The 14,576-nt window shown below is 72.7% G+C and carries 16 protein-coding genes and 2 pseudogenes; 7 read left to right on the forward strand and 11 right to left on the reverse strand.

Features of this window, described 5'->3' with window-relative positions:
* The 4 genes from ABD308_RS22430 to ABD308_RS22445 form a co-directional block, all read right to left on the reverse strand.
* A partial coding sequence (locus ABD308_RS22430) for a glycoside hydrolase family 18 protein (RefSeq protein ID WP_344337961.1) occupies positions 1–654 on the reverse strand: 654 nt, incomplete at its 3' end.
* Positions 655–692: 38 nt separating this feature from the next.
* Complete coding sequence (locus ABD308_RS22435) at positions 693–974, reverse strand: peptidase inhibitor family I36 protein (RefSeq protein ID WP_344337963.1); 282 nt, start codon at positions 972–974, stop codon at positions 693–695.
* Positions 975–1,037: 63 nt separating this feature from the next.
* Entirely contained in the window at positions 1,038–2,432 is a 1,395-nt protein-coding gene (locus ABD308_RS22440; protein ID WP_344337964.1) for a hypothetical protein, read from the reverse strand.
* Positions 2,433–2,444: 12 nt separating this feature from the next.
* Entirely contained in the window at positions 2,445–3,194 is a 750-nt protein-coding gene (locus tag ABD308_RS22445) for a hypothetical protein (protein WP_344337966.1), read from the reverse strand.
* Positions 3,195–3,223: 29 nt separating this feature from the next.
* Between ABD308_RS22445 and ABD308_RS22450 the strand changes: the two genes are divergently transcribed.
* On the forward strand, positions 3,224–4,102 hold the full coding sequence (locus ABD308_RS22450; protein ID WP_344337968.1) for a glycosyltransferase family 2 protein: 879 nt from the start codon (positions 3,224–3,226) through the stop codon (positions 4,100–4,102).
* Positions 4,103–4,122: 20 nt separating this feature from the next.
* Here the strand turns inward: ABD308_RS22450 and ABD308_RS22455 are convergent, their stop codons facing one another.
* The 3 genes from ABD308_RS22455 to ABD308_RS22465 are packed head-to-tail and all read right to left on the reverse strand — an operon-like array spanning position 4,123 to position 6,511.
* Positions 4,123–5,271 carry a DegT/DnrJ/EryC1/StrS family aminotransferase gene (locus tag ABD308_RS22455; protein WP_344337970.1) on the reverse strand — a complete coding sequence of 383 codons (1,149 nt, stop codon included), beginning with the start codon at positions 5,269–5,271 and terminating at the stop codon, positions 4,123–4,125.
* Positions 5,268–6,323 carry an NAD-dependent epimerase/dehydratase family protein gene (locus tag ABD308_RS22460; RefSeq protein WP_344337972.1) on the reverse strand — a complete coding sequence of 352 codons (1,056 nt, stop codon included), beginning with the start codon at positions 6,321–6,323 and terminating at the stop codon, positions 5,268–5,270. Before ABD308_RS22460 ends, ABD308_RS22455 begins: the two co-directional genes overlap by 4 nt.
* A gap of 20 nt (positions 6,324–6,343) precedes the next feature.
* On the reverse strand, positions 6,344–6,511 hold the full coding sequence (locus ABD308_RS22465; protein WP_344337974.1) for a hypothetical protein: 168 nt from the start codon (positions 6,509–6,511) through the stop codon (positions 6,344–6,346).
* A gap of 177 nt (positions 6,512–6,688) precedes the next feature.
* Between ABD308_RS22465 and ABD308_RS22470 the strand changes: the two genes are divergently transcribed.
* Positions 6,689–8,062 carry an NsdA family TPR-like regulatory protein gene (locus tag ABD308_RS22470; protein ID WP_344337976.1) on the forward strand — a complete coding sequence of 458 codons (1,374 nt, stop codon included), beginning with the start codon at positions 6,689–6,691 and terminating at the stop codon, positions 8,060–8,062.
* Between the two features lie 387 nt (positions 8,063–8,449).
* Positions 8,450–9,835, forward strand: a complete 1,386-nt coding sequence (locus ABD308_RS22475; RefSeq protein WP_344337978.1) for an MFS transporter — start codon at positions 8,450–8,452, stop codon at positions 9,833–9,835.
* 64 nt (positions 9,836–9,899) lie between these two features.
* Here ABD308_RS22475 and ABD308_RS22480 read toward each other — a convergent pair whose 3' ends face one another.
* Both ABD308_RS22480 and ABD308_RS22485 read right to left on the reverse strand, forming a co-directional pair.
* Positions 9,900–10,532 (reverse strand): GDSL-type esterase/lipase family protein, encoded by a 633-nt coding sequence (locus tag ABD308_RS22480; protein WP_344337980.1) that lies wholly within the window; start codon positions 10,530–10,532, stop codon positions 9,900–9,902.
* A gap of 31 nt (positions 10,533–10,563) precedes the next feature.
* Entirely contained in the window at positions 10,564–11,136 is a 573-nt protein-coding gene (locus ABD308_RS22485) for a DinB family protein (protein ID WP_344337981.1), read from the reverse strand.
* Between the two features lie 433 nt (positions 11,137–11,569).
* On the opposite strand from ABD308_RS22485, the pseudogene ABD308_RS22490 reads away from it, so the two are divergent.
* Together ABD308_RS22490 and ABD308_RS22495 are read left to right on the forward strand one after the other, a co-directional pair.
* A pseudogene (locus ABD308_RS22490) lies at positions 11,570–11,722 on the forward strand (phosphotransferase); the annotation flags it as partial.
* Between the two features lie 119 nt (positions 11,723–11,841).
* Complete coding sequence (locus tag ABD308_RS22495; RefSeq protein ID WP_344337983.1) at positions 11,842–12,018, forward strand: hypothetical protein; 177 nt, start codon at positions 11,842–11,844, stop codon at positions 12,016–12,018.
* 4 nt (positions 12,019–12,022) lie between these two features.
* On the opposite strand, the gene ABD308_RS22500 is transcribed toward ABD308_RS22495, so the two are convergent.
* Positions 12,023–12,865: an S-methyl-5'-thioadenosine phosphorylase gene (locus tag ABD308_RS22500; protein WP_344337984.1), complete on the reverse strand. Its 843-nt coding sequence runs from the start codon at positions 12,863–12,865 to the stop codon at positions 12,023–12,025.
* A 113-nt stretch (positions 12,866–12,978) separates the two neighbouring features.
* Here ABD308_RS22500 and ABD308_RS22505 point away from each other — a divergent pair, with 113 nt between their 5' ends.
* Together ABD308_RS22505 and ABD308_RS22510 are read left to right on the forward strand one after the other, a co-directional pair.
* Positions 12,979–13,887, forward strand: coding sequence for a DUF4231 domain-containing protein (locus tag ABD308_RS22505; protein WP_344337986.1), 909 nt, complete (start codon positions 12,979–12,981; stop codon positions 13,885–13,887).
* A 29-nt stretch (positions 13,888–13,916) separates the two neighbouring features.
* Positions 13,917–14,318 (forward strand): hypothetical protein, encoded by a 402-nt coding sequence (locus ABD308_RS22510; protein WP_344337988.1) that lies wholly within the window; start codon positions 13,917–13,919, stop codon positions 14,316–14,318.
* Here ABD308_RS22510 and ABD308_RS22515 read toward each other — a convergent pair.
* Positions 14,312–14,576, reverse strand: a pseudogene (locus ABD308_RS22515) (hypothetical protein); the annotation flags it as partial. The gene ABD308_RS22510 and the pseudogene ABD308_RS22515 sit on opposite strands and share 7 nt — an antisense overlap.

The raw sequence follows: 14,576 nt of genomic DNA on the forward strand, positions 1-14,576 counted from the left end.
GGCGCCGAGGCGCCGCCACGCCTCGTCGGAACCGATCTTGAAGATGTCGACCAGTTGCTTGTGGACCGCTTCCAGGGTGTTCCTCGCCGAATCCCACTGCGGGTCCGGAAGGTACTCGATCAGCAGGTTCACCAGGGCGGGGACGATTCCCGCCTTCTGGAGGTCCCCGAGGAGATTGAGTCCGAATTTCTTGAGCCCGATGTCATCACCCCGGGCGTTGATCTCCAGGCTGTAGGAAACGCGCAGATCCGTGTACTTCTTCAGCAGGTCGGCCACCAGGGCGGCATTGCGCTTCCGCAGATCACCGGAACTGACATTGGCCTCGATGTCGAAGTCGATGTGCCGGACCTGGTACTTGTCGATGACCTCCTGGTACCCCTTGAGCAGGGCCGCCGGGTCGTTGGTGATGCTGTGCTCGGGGAGGATCTTGTCGCCACCGCCGAAGCCGATGACCGGGACCCCGCCGTGGCTCTTCCGGAATTCATCGATCTCCGACCCGAACCAGCCGGGTGCCGGGTAGGAATCGAATCCTCCCCAGGTGAACCTGGTGGTCCCCTCCTTCACGCCGACGAACGCCAGGGCGAAGCCGGTGATTCCGGTGTTCTTGGCGTAGTCGCTCAGGGTGTTGCCGCCCCGGCCCGCCGTCATGTCCACGTACGGCATGACGGGAACGTCCCAGGTGTTCATGGCCGTCAGTCGTCCTGAACCTTGTAGGAGTAGGACTTGAACGAGAGCTTCGAAACCCCGCTGTTCGCGTTGACCGTCTTCTCGTCACCCCAACAGCCCTTGTCGCTGTCGAAGACGGTGATCGTCTCCTTGGAGTGGTTGAAGACCGACGTGAACGCCGAGAGCGTCACGCAATTTCCGACCACGGGCTTCTCCGCCCGGACCAATTTCGTGTACTCGGGATCCTCGTAGAAGCAGACCAGGCCGTCCGGGCAGTCCTTCGGCGCGTTTCCGGTCGTTTCGGTCATCCGTTCCTCCTTGTTCTCGGGGCACCCGTGACGGGAGGGCGAACACCCGTGGGCGTGCCTCCATCAGGAGAGCACGGGCAGGTTCGGGTGGCCACTCGGAAGAATTGGATTGTTCGTACGGATTCCTGTAGGTCCCGGCCCCCTCCCGAACACTTTCGGCCTCTGCCCGGCGACCAGCCACGGCACGAGCCGTGGGGCCGGCGCGGCGTCGACCTGTTCGAGCGGGTGCAGGAGGCCCCGCTCGCAGGTTGCGGCCGTCCAGACCGTGACGCGGGCCCGGGGGACGGCGGGGTTGAGGCCGACTTCTCCCTTGGGGCCGCAGGTGTCGTTGAACGGCGTCACGATGCCCCGGGCGTTCCAGTACGCCCATGCCTCCATCGCTTTGGCCCGCTCGAAGACGTGGTAGAGCTGCGGGTAACGGTCGAGGAGCCTGACTTCGCGGAACAGCAGCTGGCCGAGCAGCCCGGGGGCCATGGTGGCCAGCTTGTTCGGATCGGCCTGGCGGAACGTCGCGGTCGTAGCGTCCTGGCCGGGGGCAAGGCAGGTGGCGGCGAAGGTGTGGGACAGGCGCCGGCGAACGTAGGCGGCGGCCCCGGGGGCGAGCGCGGGTTCGATCCGGCCGAGGAGGTCCAACAGCCGTCCGTGACCGGGGTGGAAGCGGCCGAGGTCGAACAGGGTGTCCATGCCGCTGGCGGCGCTGAACGCCAGATCCTTGTAGAGGTGGTTGTTCATCTCCCCTCGGGCTGCGAGCTTCTTCGTCGCCGGGCCGGTGGAGTAGAGCATCAGGTACTCGGCGACGGTCTCGAAGTACAGGTACCCGAGGTAGGGGACAGCGAGGATCGCTACGGCGAGGGCGTCGACGAACGGCCGGTCAGGGCTCGGTCGGCCGCAGGCGTTGTGCAGGAGGGTGTCGAGGAACGGAGCGGCGACATGCACCCGGTCGGTGACCGAGCCCATGACGTGCTCGTGCTCGGCCGGGGTCAGGGCGTGCCGGTGCGCCTCGTAGGTCCGCAGATGGACGGGGCCCAGGCGCAGGTAGTCGAGGCCGGCGGCGGGCTTCGGGCCGTCCGGGGCAATCTCGATGACCAGGGGCGTGCTGCCACGGCGGCTGTCGAGCGTGTCGCGGCTCGCCAGCAGGTGGGCGCCGAGGTTGTGCGGGCGCAGTGCTCCCCCGGGTTCCGGGGTGAGGGGGGAGCCGTAGACGGCGCCGACCAGGCATCCGGTGGAGGCGAGGAGTTGGCCGCTGGAGCGGATGGCGTCCAGGGATCGGGTCAGGTGCAGCAGGTGGACCGGCGTGCCGGAGGCGAGGGAGCGGAGCATGGCGTTGTCGCGCAGCAGGTGACCGTTGGGGGTCTGTTCGAGGCGCCGTCGCCAGTCGGCGTCCGTGTCGGCGAGGCCGCCAGGCACGGGGCGGGCGGACGCTGCGGTGGTGTGGGCGTGATCCCAGGCGGGGTCCATCGGTTTCCTCTCCTACTCGGGCAGGACGGTGTGGAGGGCGAGTTCGATCGCGCGGGCGTCGGTGGCGCCGTTGAGCCGGGCCCGCTCGCTGCGCACCACCAGGTCGTGGGCGAGCGGAGGCGCCCAGTCGGGCACCGGCAGTCGCAGGCGGCGGAGGTCGGGCCACCAGCGGGCGAGGGGCAGGCGGTAGCGGTCGAGGGCGTCGGCGGCCTTGAGGAGGTCCACCGCGAGGCGGTGCCGCCGGTAGGCCTCGGCCTCGGCGCCGGTGAAGGCCTCGTGGGGGACGTCGTGGAGAGCGACGGCGGTGATCGCCTCCGGGGCAAACGGCGTACCGAGGGCGGCGGTCACCAGGTGGCCGTGAGCGGTCAGCCAGTCGGCGGCGCGCCGGCCGTGCCCGGGGTCGGCGCAGTCGTCCAGGCGCCGGCAGTCGTGGCAGGCCGCGGCGGCGGCCAGTGTCCGTGCACGGGCTGGATCGATGCGGTGGTGGTGGGCGAGCAGTTGCAGGAGGGCGGCCACGCGGGCGCCGTGCAGGACGCCGTGGATCGAGGACGCCGTCTCCGTGCGGGCGAACCAGGTGGCATCTGGTATCAGCGGGGCCGGGGGGTGTGGCAGGCTGGCCGGGACACGCGCGCCTGCGGGCCGGTTGCGGGCGATCCGGTCCAGTGTCGGCCGGTCCATCAGCTGGTGGTTCGCAAGCCGCCCGGCCTCGGCCAGTTCCCGCAGCGTCCGGCCCGGCTCGGGTCGGGGTGTCGATGTGGTCATGAGGTTTCCCTGGAAGTGGAGTCGGTTCGATGGGCGTCACGCTGGGCGTGGTGGTGCTGACGATGGGCAATCGGCCGGCGGAGCTGCGCGCGCTGCTGGACTCCGTCGAGGCCCAGGAGGGCGGCGACAACGGGGTGCGGACAGTGGTGCTCGGCCAGGGCGTCGAGCTGCCCGAACTGCCCGGCTGGGTGGACGCGGTCGAGCTGCCGGAGAACCTGGGCATCCCGGGCGGGCGGAACGCCGGCGTCGAGCGGTTGCGTGAACTCGGCGGCACCGACGTGCTGGTGGTGCTGGACGACGACGGCCTGCTTCCCAGGACGGACACCTTCCGCCTTATCCGCGAGGCGTTCGAGCAGGACCCGCGCCTGGGGATCGTTTCCTTCCGGATCGCGGACGAGACGGGGTTCACCCAGCGCCGCCACGTCCCCCGCCTCGGCAAGTCCGACCCGATGCAGTCCGGCCCGGTCACCACCTTCCTCGGCGGCGGCCACGCCATCCGCATGAGCGTCATCGACCAGGTCGGCCTGTTCCCCGCGCCGTTCTTCTACGCGCACGAGGAGACCGACTTCGCCTGGCGCGCCCTCGACGCCGGCTGGGGCATCGACTACCGGGCGGACCTGGTCCTCCAGCACCCCCGCACCAATCCGGCCCGCCACGCCGCCTACTACCGCATGACCGCCCGCAACCGCGTCTGGCTCGCCAAACGCCACCTGCCCGCCCCGCTCGTCCCCGTCTACCTCACCTCCTGGACCGCCTACACCCTGCTGTGCCGCCCCCCGATGGACGGGCTGAAGGCGTGGTGGGGCGGGTTCTTCGAGGGCGTTCGGGTGCCGTGCCCGCCCAGGCGGCCGATGCGGTGGAGCACGGTGCGCCGCATGGCCCGGCTGGGGCGGCCGCCGGTGTTCTGACGACCGGCCCCGGCGCCGGGTCAGAACCAGACGGTATGCAGGGCGCCGAGGACGCGTTGGACGTCGTCGGCGGTCATCGCCGGGTAACAGGGCAGGGACAGCTGCCGGGCGGCGGCGTGCTCGGTCACCGGCAGGTGGCACTGCACGTGCCGGTACGCGGCGAGGCGGTGTACCGGCTGGAAGTGCACGCTCGTGCCGATCCCGTGCACCTCTCGTAGCGCCTCGGCCACCGAGTCCCGGGAGCGAGCGGGGGCCGGGTCGATCAGGACGGGGTAGAGGAAGCGGCCGTGCTCGACGCCGGCCTCGACCGCCGGCAGGTGCAGGCCCGGCAGGCCTGCCAGCTCGCGGTCGTAGACGGCGGCGATCCGGGCACGGGCCTCGGTGAAGGCGGGCAGCTTGTACCACTGCTGGAGGCCGACCGCGGCGGTGATGTCGGGCATCGTGTACTTCAACCCGGGCACGGTGACCTCGTAGGCGGCGGTGCTACGGGTGCCGTGCCGCTGCCAGACCGAACTGTCGATGCCGTGCCGGCCGAGCAGCCGCGCCCGCTGGACGAGGTCGTCGCGCCCGACCAGCATGCCGCCCTCGCCGGTGGTGATGACCTTGTTGGCATAGAACGCGAACACCGCCAGGTCACCGACGGAGCCCGCCCGGACACCGTCACGCCAGGCGTGCAGGGCGTGGGCGGCGTCCTCGATCAGCAGCAGGCCGTGGTCGTCGGCGAGCTTCCGGAACGCGGCGAGGTCGCACGGCCGGCCGCCGTAGTGCATCACCATGATCGCCCGGGTCCGGCCCGTGATGGCCTCGGCAGCCTTCACCGGGTCCAGGTTCAAGCCGGTCGGTTCGATGTCGGCGAACACCGGGGCGGCGCCGACCTGCAGAACGGTGTTCGGCACGGCGCAGAACGTGAAGCTCGGTGTGATCACCTCGTCCCCGGGGCCGATGCCGGCGGCCAGGAGCGCCAGATGCAGCGCGGCGGTGCAGGACGAGACCGCGAAGGCGTCCTCCACCCCGAGATCGTCGCGAGCGGCCTGCTCGAACCGGACGGCCTTCGGGCCGGCGGTCAGCCACCCGGAGCGCAGCGTGTCCAGCACCTCCTGCTCCTCCTCCGGGCCGATCGCGGGCCGGTTCCACGGAAGGAACGGCGGCCGGTCCGCCACGGCGCTCACCGGGTGCTCCAGGCCGCGTCGTACTCGGCCGTGAAGCGCGCGCAGTCCGCCCCGCCCCACCGGCCGAGCGCGCCGGCGGTGACCGCGGCGATCAGGCCACGGTGGTTGTCGTACTGGGGAAGGGCCGGGTCGGTGACCCGGCCGGTGAGCACCAGGTCAGCGATCTCCCGCACGCCGTCCTTCAAGGTGGTGGAGCAGACGCCGGGCAGCACCCGCTCCAGACGGGCGAAGGAGGTGCGGTAGTCGCGGGCGTCGGCCTCGTCGCGCTCCGGCCCCCGGTCGATCACCGCGCCCGGCACCACTGCGGCCACCGTTTCGGCGATGTCCTGGATGGTGAAGTTCTCGCCGTCGGCGCCTACGTTCCAGGCGCCGCTGAGGCGCTGTTCGGTGACACCGGCCAGGACGCGGGCGACATCGCCGACGTGCACCAGCGGGCGGCGCTGGGAGCCGCCGTTGACCGGGATGCGGCCCGTGGAGGCGGCCCTGGAGGCCATCGCGTTGACCACCGAGTCCAGCCGCTGACGCGGGGAGACACCGTGGACGGTGGCCAGCCGCAGGCACGTCAGCGCGGTGCCGCCGCCGAGGACGTCCGGCAGCCTGCGCTCGGCGAGGGCCTTGGTGCGCGCGTAGACGCCCAGCGGGCTCGGCTCGGTCTCCTCGTCCACGGTGCCCTCGTGCATGCCGTAGACACTGCACGAGGAGAAGAACACGAAGTGCCCGACTCCGGCGGCGGTGGCCGCCTCGGCGGCGATCATGGGAGAGGCGTAGTTCAGCTCGACCGTCAGGCGCTCGTCGACGCGGCCGGCGGGCTCGCCGACGATCCCGCCCAGGTGCACCACGACGTCCGCGCCATCGGCGACCCGGGTCAGCAAGCCGCGGTCACGCAGGTCCCCGGGGACAAAGCGGGCCGCGGCGGGCAACAGGTCGGCGGGGTCGTCACCGCGCCGGTAGACCAGCCCGTCGACCACGATGACATGGTGGCCGAGCGAGACGAGGTGGTGGGAGGCGACGGAGCCGAGGTAGCCGGCGCCGCCGAGCAGCACGATGCGCATCGGAGTACGTCCTTTCGCGTTCACGCGGCCGGAACGGCCGGGACAGGGCTGGTGAACCGGTCCGGTTCGGCGTCCGGGGTGGCCTTGAGCCAGACCGCGAAGCGGTCGATACGGTCGGCGAGCGCGACCGCCGGTCGCCAGCCGAGCAGGCCGCCACCGACGGCCACCAGCACGGTGACGCTCTCCAAGCTCCCCCGCAGAAGTGACTGATGGCATGTCAATCATGAGGCGGTAGCCTCCTCTTGGGTGGGACTGGGTGGTGGATCCAGTGAACCGCCAGGGCGTCGGCCGGCGGTACGGTTTCCCCCGCCCATCCGGTCAATCCCGTTCATGATCGTTTCGAAGGCTGCGGCAGGGAGGCCGAGTTGACCCACCACAGGGAACCCAACCGGCGCCTCGCGGCCGTCATCGCCGAAGCGGGGTGCACGTACGAAGCCCTCGCCAAGGCGGTCCGGGCCATCGCGGCCGAAACCGGTGGCTCGCTCCGCACCTCCAAGGCCGCGGTGCACCAGTGGGTCGCCGCCGGCGCCGCGCCGGCCGGTCGCACCCCGGCCTACATCGCCGAAGCCCTCAGCCGGAAACTCAACCGCACCGTCACCGTTGCCGAGATCGGTCTGGGCCACGACCCCGCCGAGGGCGCGCCGTCCCACGGATCGATGGCCCACGACCCCTTGGCCACCGCGGCCGACCTCGGGAGGCTCATCATGCTCCGCCGCCGCGACCTGCTCGCCCTCACCTTCTCCACCGCCGCCGTCGACCTGCCTCTCACCTACGACCACGGGGCCGCCTCGGCCCTGCTGCGCTCCCTGACCGCAGGCCGCCGCGTCGGAGCCCACGAGGTCGTCACCGTCCGGCAGTTCACCGAGATGTTCCGCGCCACCGACGAACGCCTCGGCGGCGGCCACGGGCTCGTCGCCGTCACCTCCTACCTGACCGATGTCGTCACCCCGATGCTCAAGGGCACCTTCGCCACCGCCGATGTCCGCGCCGCCGCCTTCGGAGCCGCCTCCGAACTGGCCAACCTGATCGGCTGGAAACTCCACGACACCGGCCGCGAAGGCGCCGCTCAACAGGTCTATCTGCTCGCCCACCAACTCGCCTGCGAGGCCGACCCGGCCGGCCATGCCGCCTGGGCCATGCGCGCCCTCGCCCACCAGGCCCTCGACCTCGGCCACACCCGCGGCTGCGTCGACCTCGCCGAAGCGGCCCTCGTCCGCGCCCGGGGCAAGACCGACCGGCGCACCGAGGCCCTGCTGCTGGTGACCGCCGCCCGCGCCCACGGCGCCACCGGCAACGGCCCGCGCGCCGCCGAACTGATCCTCGCCGCCGAGGACGCCCTGCTCGCCGCCGACGACCCGGTCCCCGCCTACGCCGCCGCGGCCGGCCCGCCCGCGGCCACCCTCGCCTCCCACACCGGCCGCACCCTCACCGCCATGAACGACCACACCGCCGCCGAACGCCACTACCGCACCGCCCTGCGCAACCGCATCCCCCGCACCTACCACCGCATGCGCGCCACCACGCTCGCCAACATCGCCAAGTCCGTCGCCGCCCAACACCGGGCCGAAGAAGCCGTCGCCCTCTGGTCCAAGAGCCTGGACCTCATGGACGGCCTCGACTCCAAACGCAACCGCCACGACATGCACACCATGCGCTCCGCCCTCGCCGCCTACGCCCGACGCGGGATCCCCGGCGCCGCCGACCTCGCCCGCCGCGCCTCGCGTGTTCTCACGACCTGACATCCCCGATTCGGAAGCACTCGGAACGCTCATCGAGCCGAAGCAGCGGTAGGTCTCCGCGACCGGGGCCGTACGGCGCACTCGGGGGCCCATGGGGTGCCGAGCGTCACACCTGGCGCCGTGGGAGGGGCTGCGGGCCGCGTGGGGCCCGGTATTGCGGGGCGGAAGGCCTCGGGGTACAGGCCGAGGGCCCGTCCGATTCGGGACCTATGCCCTGTTTTCCACTGACCTTCGCCCCCGGGGAACACCCTCCGGAGCCGGGCAACCCTGGACGGTCGCCTGGTGGACACCGGGCGAACGGCCCTCCGATCGCGGTGGGCCGGCCACGATCGTCTACGCGGCGCACGGGTGCGACAGCACCCGGTGTGCTCCGGAGGACCCGAACGAATGTCCCGCACTATCGACAACGCCCCGTATACCGCCTTCCACCGCAGGCTCGCGCTCGCCTGTTCCGGTGGACCGCTGCTCGACGGCTACATCCTGAGCATCGTGGGCGTCGCCCTCATCGGCATGCGCCCCGAACTGGGGCTCTCCACCGCCGACGTCAGCCTGATCGGCGCCGCCGCGCTGGTCGGCATGTTCGTCGGCGGAGCGCTCTTCGGCGTGCTGACCGACAAGATCGGGCGGGAGGTGATGTACACCGCCGACCTGATCGTGATGATCGTCTGCTCGGTGCTGTCCTTCTGGGTCGACGCGGTCTGGGCGCTCACCCTGCTGCGCTTCGTCCTCGGCATGGCGGTGGCCGCCGACTACCCCATCGCGACGTCCCTGCTCGCCGAGTGGCTGCCCGCCAAGCACCGCGGGCGGCTGCTCGGTCAGCAGATCATCGCCTGGTACGCCGGCGCCGTGCTCGCCTACCTGACCGGCTACCTCTTCCTGACCTTCGGCGGCCCCGGCAGCTGGCGCTGGATGCTCGGCAGCTCCACCGTGCTGTGCGTGGTGTTCCTGGTGATCCGCCGCGGCTCGCCCGAGTCGCCGCGCTGGCTGGCCGCCAACGGGCGGGTCGGCGACGCCGTGCGCCTGGTCGAGAAGCACCTCGGGGTCAAGGTCGACGGCCGCGAGCTGATGCCCGAGCCCACCGCCCCCGGCGCCCCGACCGGACTGCGGCTGCTGATGACCCCGCCCTACCGGCGGCGGACGCTCTTCTGCGGACTGTTCTTCCTCTGCCAGGTCGGCCCGCTGTTCGCGATGCTCACCTTCGGGCCGCAGCTCCTGGAGGCCTTCGGCATGCCGGGCGGCACCGTCCTCGAAACCCTCGGCACCGGCCTGATCAGCCTGGTCTTCCTGCTCGGCTGCTACCCCGCGCTGCGCCTGATCGACACCTGGGGCCGCCGCCCGGTGATCATCCGCTCGTTCGCGCTGATGATCGTCCCGCTCGCCGTGCTGGGCCTCTTCCCGGACGCTCCGGCCGCCGTCGTGGTCGTGGCGCTCTGCGCGTACGCCTTCCTGTGCGGCGGACCGAACGTGCTCGACTGGACCTACCCCAACGAGCTGTTCCCCACCGAGATCCGGGCCACCGCCGTCGGCGTGGCCACCTCGGTCAGCCGGATCGGCGCGGCCGTCGGCACCTATCTGCTGCCGCTGTCGCTGAGCGGCATCGGCACCGGCCCGACCATGCTGATCGCCGCCGGCGTCACCGCGTGCGGCCTGCTGGTCTCCGTGCTCTGGGCCGAGGAGACCCGTGGCACGGCGCTCGGCGCGGCCGCGACCACCCCGGGCACCGCGCCCCGCAAGGCCCGCGCGGCCCGGCCGGCGCCGCAGCCGGTGCGCTGACACCGCGGAGTTCGCCGGGGCCGCGTCCGATGGATCGGGCGCGGCCCCGGTCGTGCGCCCGCGGTCAGGCGACCAGGCGCAGCCAGGCCGCCGCGAGGGCGGCGTGGCCGGCCGACGTCGGGTGCACGCCGTCCGCGGCCCAGTGCTCCGGCGCGGTCTCGGCGGCGAGTTCGGCGAACATGCCGTCGGCGGCGAGCAGCGACGCGCCGTACCGGCGGGAGAGCCCGCGGACGGCCCGGATCCTCGGTTCCAGGCCGTCGCGCCGCGCTCGTTCCTCCACGACGCCGTGGACCGGCAGGAGGAACGGCTCGATGAGGATCAGCTCGGTGCCCGCCTCGGCGAGCGGGGCGAGCAGGCGGTCGTAGCCCGCCTCGAACTCCTCGACGGGGGTCGCGTGTCCGCCGGGGTTCAGCGCCTGGAGGCCAAGGTCGTTGACGCCGACGAGGACCGACACCACGTCCGGGCGCGCGTCGAGCACGTCCGTCCGCCAGCGGGCTTCGAGGTCACGCACGCCGTCACCGGCGTTCCCGGTGTTCAGCCACGTCACCGGCCGGTCGGGGTGCCGGCGGCCCCAGTGGTCCACGACGAACGACGGGTAGCCGAACCCGAGGCCGTCCTCGCTCTCCCGCCGCACGCCGTCGGTGATCGAATCGCCGGTGAACATCACGGTGCTCCCCGGCCGGAGGGTGATCGTCATGGGTGCTCCTGTCGTCCGGCCCGCGGCCGCCCTACTGGCCGACCCGCCCGTCGACGCACTCGCGCAGCAGGTCGGCGTGGCCGCAGTGGCGGGCGTACTCGTCGATCATGTGCACCAGCACCTCGCGCACCGCGAGGTGTTCCCGGCCCAGGCGCCGGCCGAGGTCGTCGGCGTGGCGGGCGAGGGTGGCGTCCAGGGCGGCCTGCTCGCGCTCCAGGTCGGCGAACGCGGCGTCCACCACCGCCTGGTCGGCGACGGCCCCGTCGAAGTCGGCGTCGCGCGCGCCGTACAGCTTGGGCAGCGGCTCGCCGTCGGTGATCCAGTTGTGCCAGTCGCGTTCCACCGAGGCGAGGTGGCGGACCAGTCCGAGCAGCGACATCGTCGACGGCGGCACCGAGCGGCGCGCCAGCTGCTCGGCGTCCAGGCCCTGGCACTTCAGGCGCAGGGTGAGCCGGTAGTTGGTGATCGCGTCCCGCAGGGTCGGCAGTTCGCCGTCCGGAGCCGGGCCCTCGTTGTCGCGCGGATCGTCGTCCGGGTCCATCCACATGTCGGGGTAGACGGTCGCCTCGGTCCAGCGTTCGGGTTGGTCGCTCATTCGGGACATGATCGTCCGTGCGGAGCGCGGCCGCCACCGGGTTTTTCGGGTGCGCCCGGCCGGGCGGGGCCGGTAGGGTCCGCGCGTGGACGAACAAGAGGGGCGCGTCGAGGAGCGGTTGACCGGCGGGAACGCCACCGCCGGCGTCGTCCGGATCGGGGACACGGTGCGCCGGCCGGTGGGGCCGTGGACGCCGGCCGTGCACGCGTTGCTGACGCACCTGCACGGGGTGGGGTTCCGGGCGGCGCCGCGGCCGTTGGGCTTCGACGAGCAGGGGCGGGAGGTGCTGAGCTTCGTGCCGGGCCGGATGGTCGGGGACGGCGAGCGGTTCGCCCTGCTGGAGCCGGTGGACCGACTGGCGCGGGTGGCACGGCTGATCAGGGAGTTCCATGACGCCGTGGCGGGGTTCACGCCGCCGGCCGACGCGCGGTGGCAGGTGCTGATGCGGGACGACACGGCGGCGGCCGGTGAGATCATCGCCCACCAGGACCTGGCGCCGTGGAACCTGGTCATCGACGACGGACCCGACCGCTGGGCGTTCATCGACTGGGACACGGCCGCGCCCGGCTCCCGGCTCTGGGACCTCGCCTACGCCGCGCACGGGTTCGTCCCGCTCGCCGCCGATCCCGCCGTCGGGCGCGCCGACGCCGCCGAGCGGCTGCGCNNNTTCTCGTCGACGCCTACGGGCTCGACGAGGACGAACGGCGGCGGCTGGTGCCGCTGCTGGGGCGGCGCACCCGGGCCATGCACGACTTCCTGCGCGAGCGGGCCGGCCTCGGCGTCCAGCCGTGGGCGCGGCTGTGGCGGGAGGGGCACGGCGACACCTGGCTGGCGAACACCGGGTACATCGAGCGGCGCGAGGAGCGGTGGCTGCGGGCGCTGCTCGACTGACGGGTCACTCCCCCGGCACGCCGGGCAGGCCGGGGGTGAAGCCGTCGAGGGCCCGGCGGCACGGGCAGGCGCGGGTGGCCGGCAGCGCCTCCAGCGCCTTGAACAGGACGGTGCGCAGCCGGTCGACGTTGCGGCCGAAGACCTCCAGGACCTCCGCGTGGGTGACGCCCGCGCCGCTCTCCACGCCCGCGTCCAGGTCGGTGACCAGGTTCAACGAGGTGTAGCAGAGCCCGAGTTCACGGGCCAGCACGGCCTCCGGGTGACCCGTCATGCCGACCGTCGACCAGCCGTTCGCGGTGAACCAGCGCGACTCGGCGCGGGTGGAGAAGCGCGGTCCCTCGATCACCACCAGCGTGCCGCCGTCCACCGGCTCCCAGGCGGCCCCGCGCGCCGCGTCCAGCACGGCGGCGCGCCCGGCCGGGCAGTACGGGTCGGCCATCGGCGCGTGCACCACGCCCGGGACGGAGCCGTCCGGCAGCGGGACGCCGTCGTAGAAGGTCTGCGCGCGGGCGGCGGTGCGGTCCACGAACTGGTCCGGCACCAGCAGCGTCCCCGGCCCGTACTCCGGCCGCAGCCCGCCCACCGCGCACGGGCCGAGCACCTGGCGCACCCCGACCGCGTGCAGCGCCCAGAGGTTGGCCCGGTAGTTGATCCGGTGCGGCGGGATCCCGTGCGCCCGCCCGTGCCTCGGCAGGAACGCCACCCGCCGGCCGCCGACCTCCCCGATGAACACCGAGTCGCTCGGCGGCCCGTACGGCGTCCCGACGGCCACCTCGGTCACGTCGTCGAGCAGCGCGTACAGCCCGGAGCCGCCGATCACCCCGAGTTCGGCCCGATCGCCCGTCATGCCGCCCGCCTCCCGTCGGAGAATCCTGGTCGACTTCAGCGTAAGGCCCGGGTGACCGGCGCCGCGCCGCTAGGGTTTTGCGGATCGACCGCTCATCACACCCGGGGAGCACCATGGCCACTCCTCCGCACGAAGCGTTCACCTGGCACCACCTGCCGCCCTTCTTCCAGGACGCCGACAGCTCGTCGATCCGCTCGAAGCGGCGCTACTTCGGACAGCTCCGCCTGAACCTCCTGATCCTCTTCCTGGCGGCGGCGTTCGGCGTGATCACCCTGCGGGCCGGCGGCCGGGGCATCGACTGGGCGGGGTTCGCCGCCGCGCTCGCCTTCATCGCGTCCATCCTGCTCCGGCTCTACATCGTCGAGCAGCGCGACGAACGCCGCTGGTACGAGTGCCGGGCGGCCGCCGAGTCCTGCAAGACGCTCGCCTGGCGCTACGCGGTGTGCGGGGAACCGTTCCCCGAGTCGATGCCCGCCGACGCCGCCCGGCGGCTCTTCGTCGCCCGGCTGCGCGAGATCAGCCTCGGTCTCGACATCGTCGACGTGTCGGCCGGCCTCGACATCAACGAGGCGATGGAACGGTGCCGGGCCGGCGGTCTGGGCGAGCGGATCGCGGCCTACCGGGACAACCGCCTCACGGAGCAGGTCGAGTGGTACGCCCGCATGGCCAGGCTCCGCGACCGGCAGTCCCGCCTGTGGCGGCGTGCCGCGCTGGTCGGGGAGATGACCGGCGTCGTGGCGGGCGTCCTGAAGGCCTATAACGTGTTCTCCATCGACCTGCTCGGCGTGGTGAGCGCGGGCGTCGCGGGAATCACCGCGTGGTCCCAGGCGCAGCGGCTCGAAACCGAGGCCACCGCCTACAGCCTGACCGCGCGGGAGATCCGGCACATCCTCTCCCTCACCGACGAGGGGGCGGACGCCGCGACCTGGGCGGCCTTCGTCGACCAGGCGGAGGCCGCGATATCCCGCGAGCACACCATGTGGGCGTCCGGCCGCACCGGCCGGGTGGGCCTGAGCGAGTGACGGCCGGGAACGAGGAGAGGGAGCGGACGATGGAGCACCTGGGACCGCTGGTGCACGTGTGCGACGGGCCGGACGGGCTCGCGGTGTGGGGCGTGGCGGAGCCGGAGCGGTGGGGGGCGGGCGTCAACGTCATGGTGGAGGCGGGGCAGGACGTCGGGGCGGTGGATCTCGGCCTGCTCGGGGAGGTGTTGGCGCGCCTGGAGGAGGTGGTGGCGGCGGGACGGCGGTTCGTGTGCGCGGAGTCGGGGGTGACGGAGGAGGAGGCGGCGCTGGACTCGCCCGAGGTGAACGTCTACGTCGACGGGTGGATGCTGCGGTTCGCGCAGGGGGGTCTGCCGATGTGTGAGCCGTTCGGGGTGGGTGTGTGGTTCGAGGGGCTGCGGCCGGTGCGGGTGGAGGACCTGGGTGAGGCGGAGGAGATCGGCTACTGAGCGGCGTCCCAGTGGTGGAGGGCGGCGAGGGCGGCGGTGCGGTCGGCGGGGCCGAGGAGGTAGTCGGCGACCGGGGTGAGGAGGAGGGTGGTGGCCGGGTCGGGGGTGGGCAGCAGGCGGGCCTCGTCCCAGGTGTGGCGGATGACGGTGCGGCGCAGCAGGGTGCCGGGGCGGGCGGCGAGGCGGGGGGTGGCGGCGGCTTCGGTGCGGCGGCGCAGCTCCTCGGTGAGGTCCATGGTCCACAGCGTCCCGCCGAGG

It is taken from the genome of Kitasatospora putterlickiae (genome assembly GCF_039527695.1).
Taxonomy (GTDB): Bacteria; Actinomycetota; Actinomycetes; order Streptomycetales; family Streptomycetaceae; genus Kitasatospora; species Kitasatospora putterlickiae.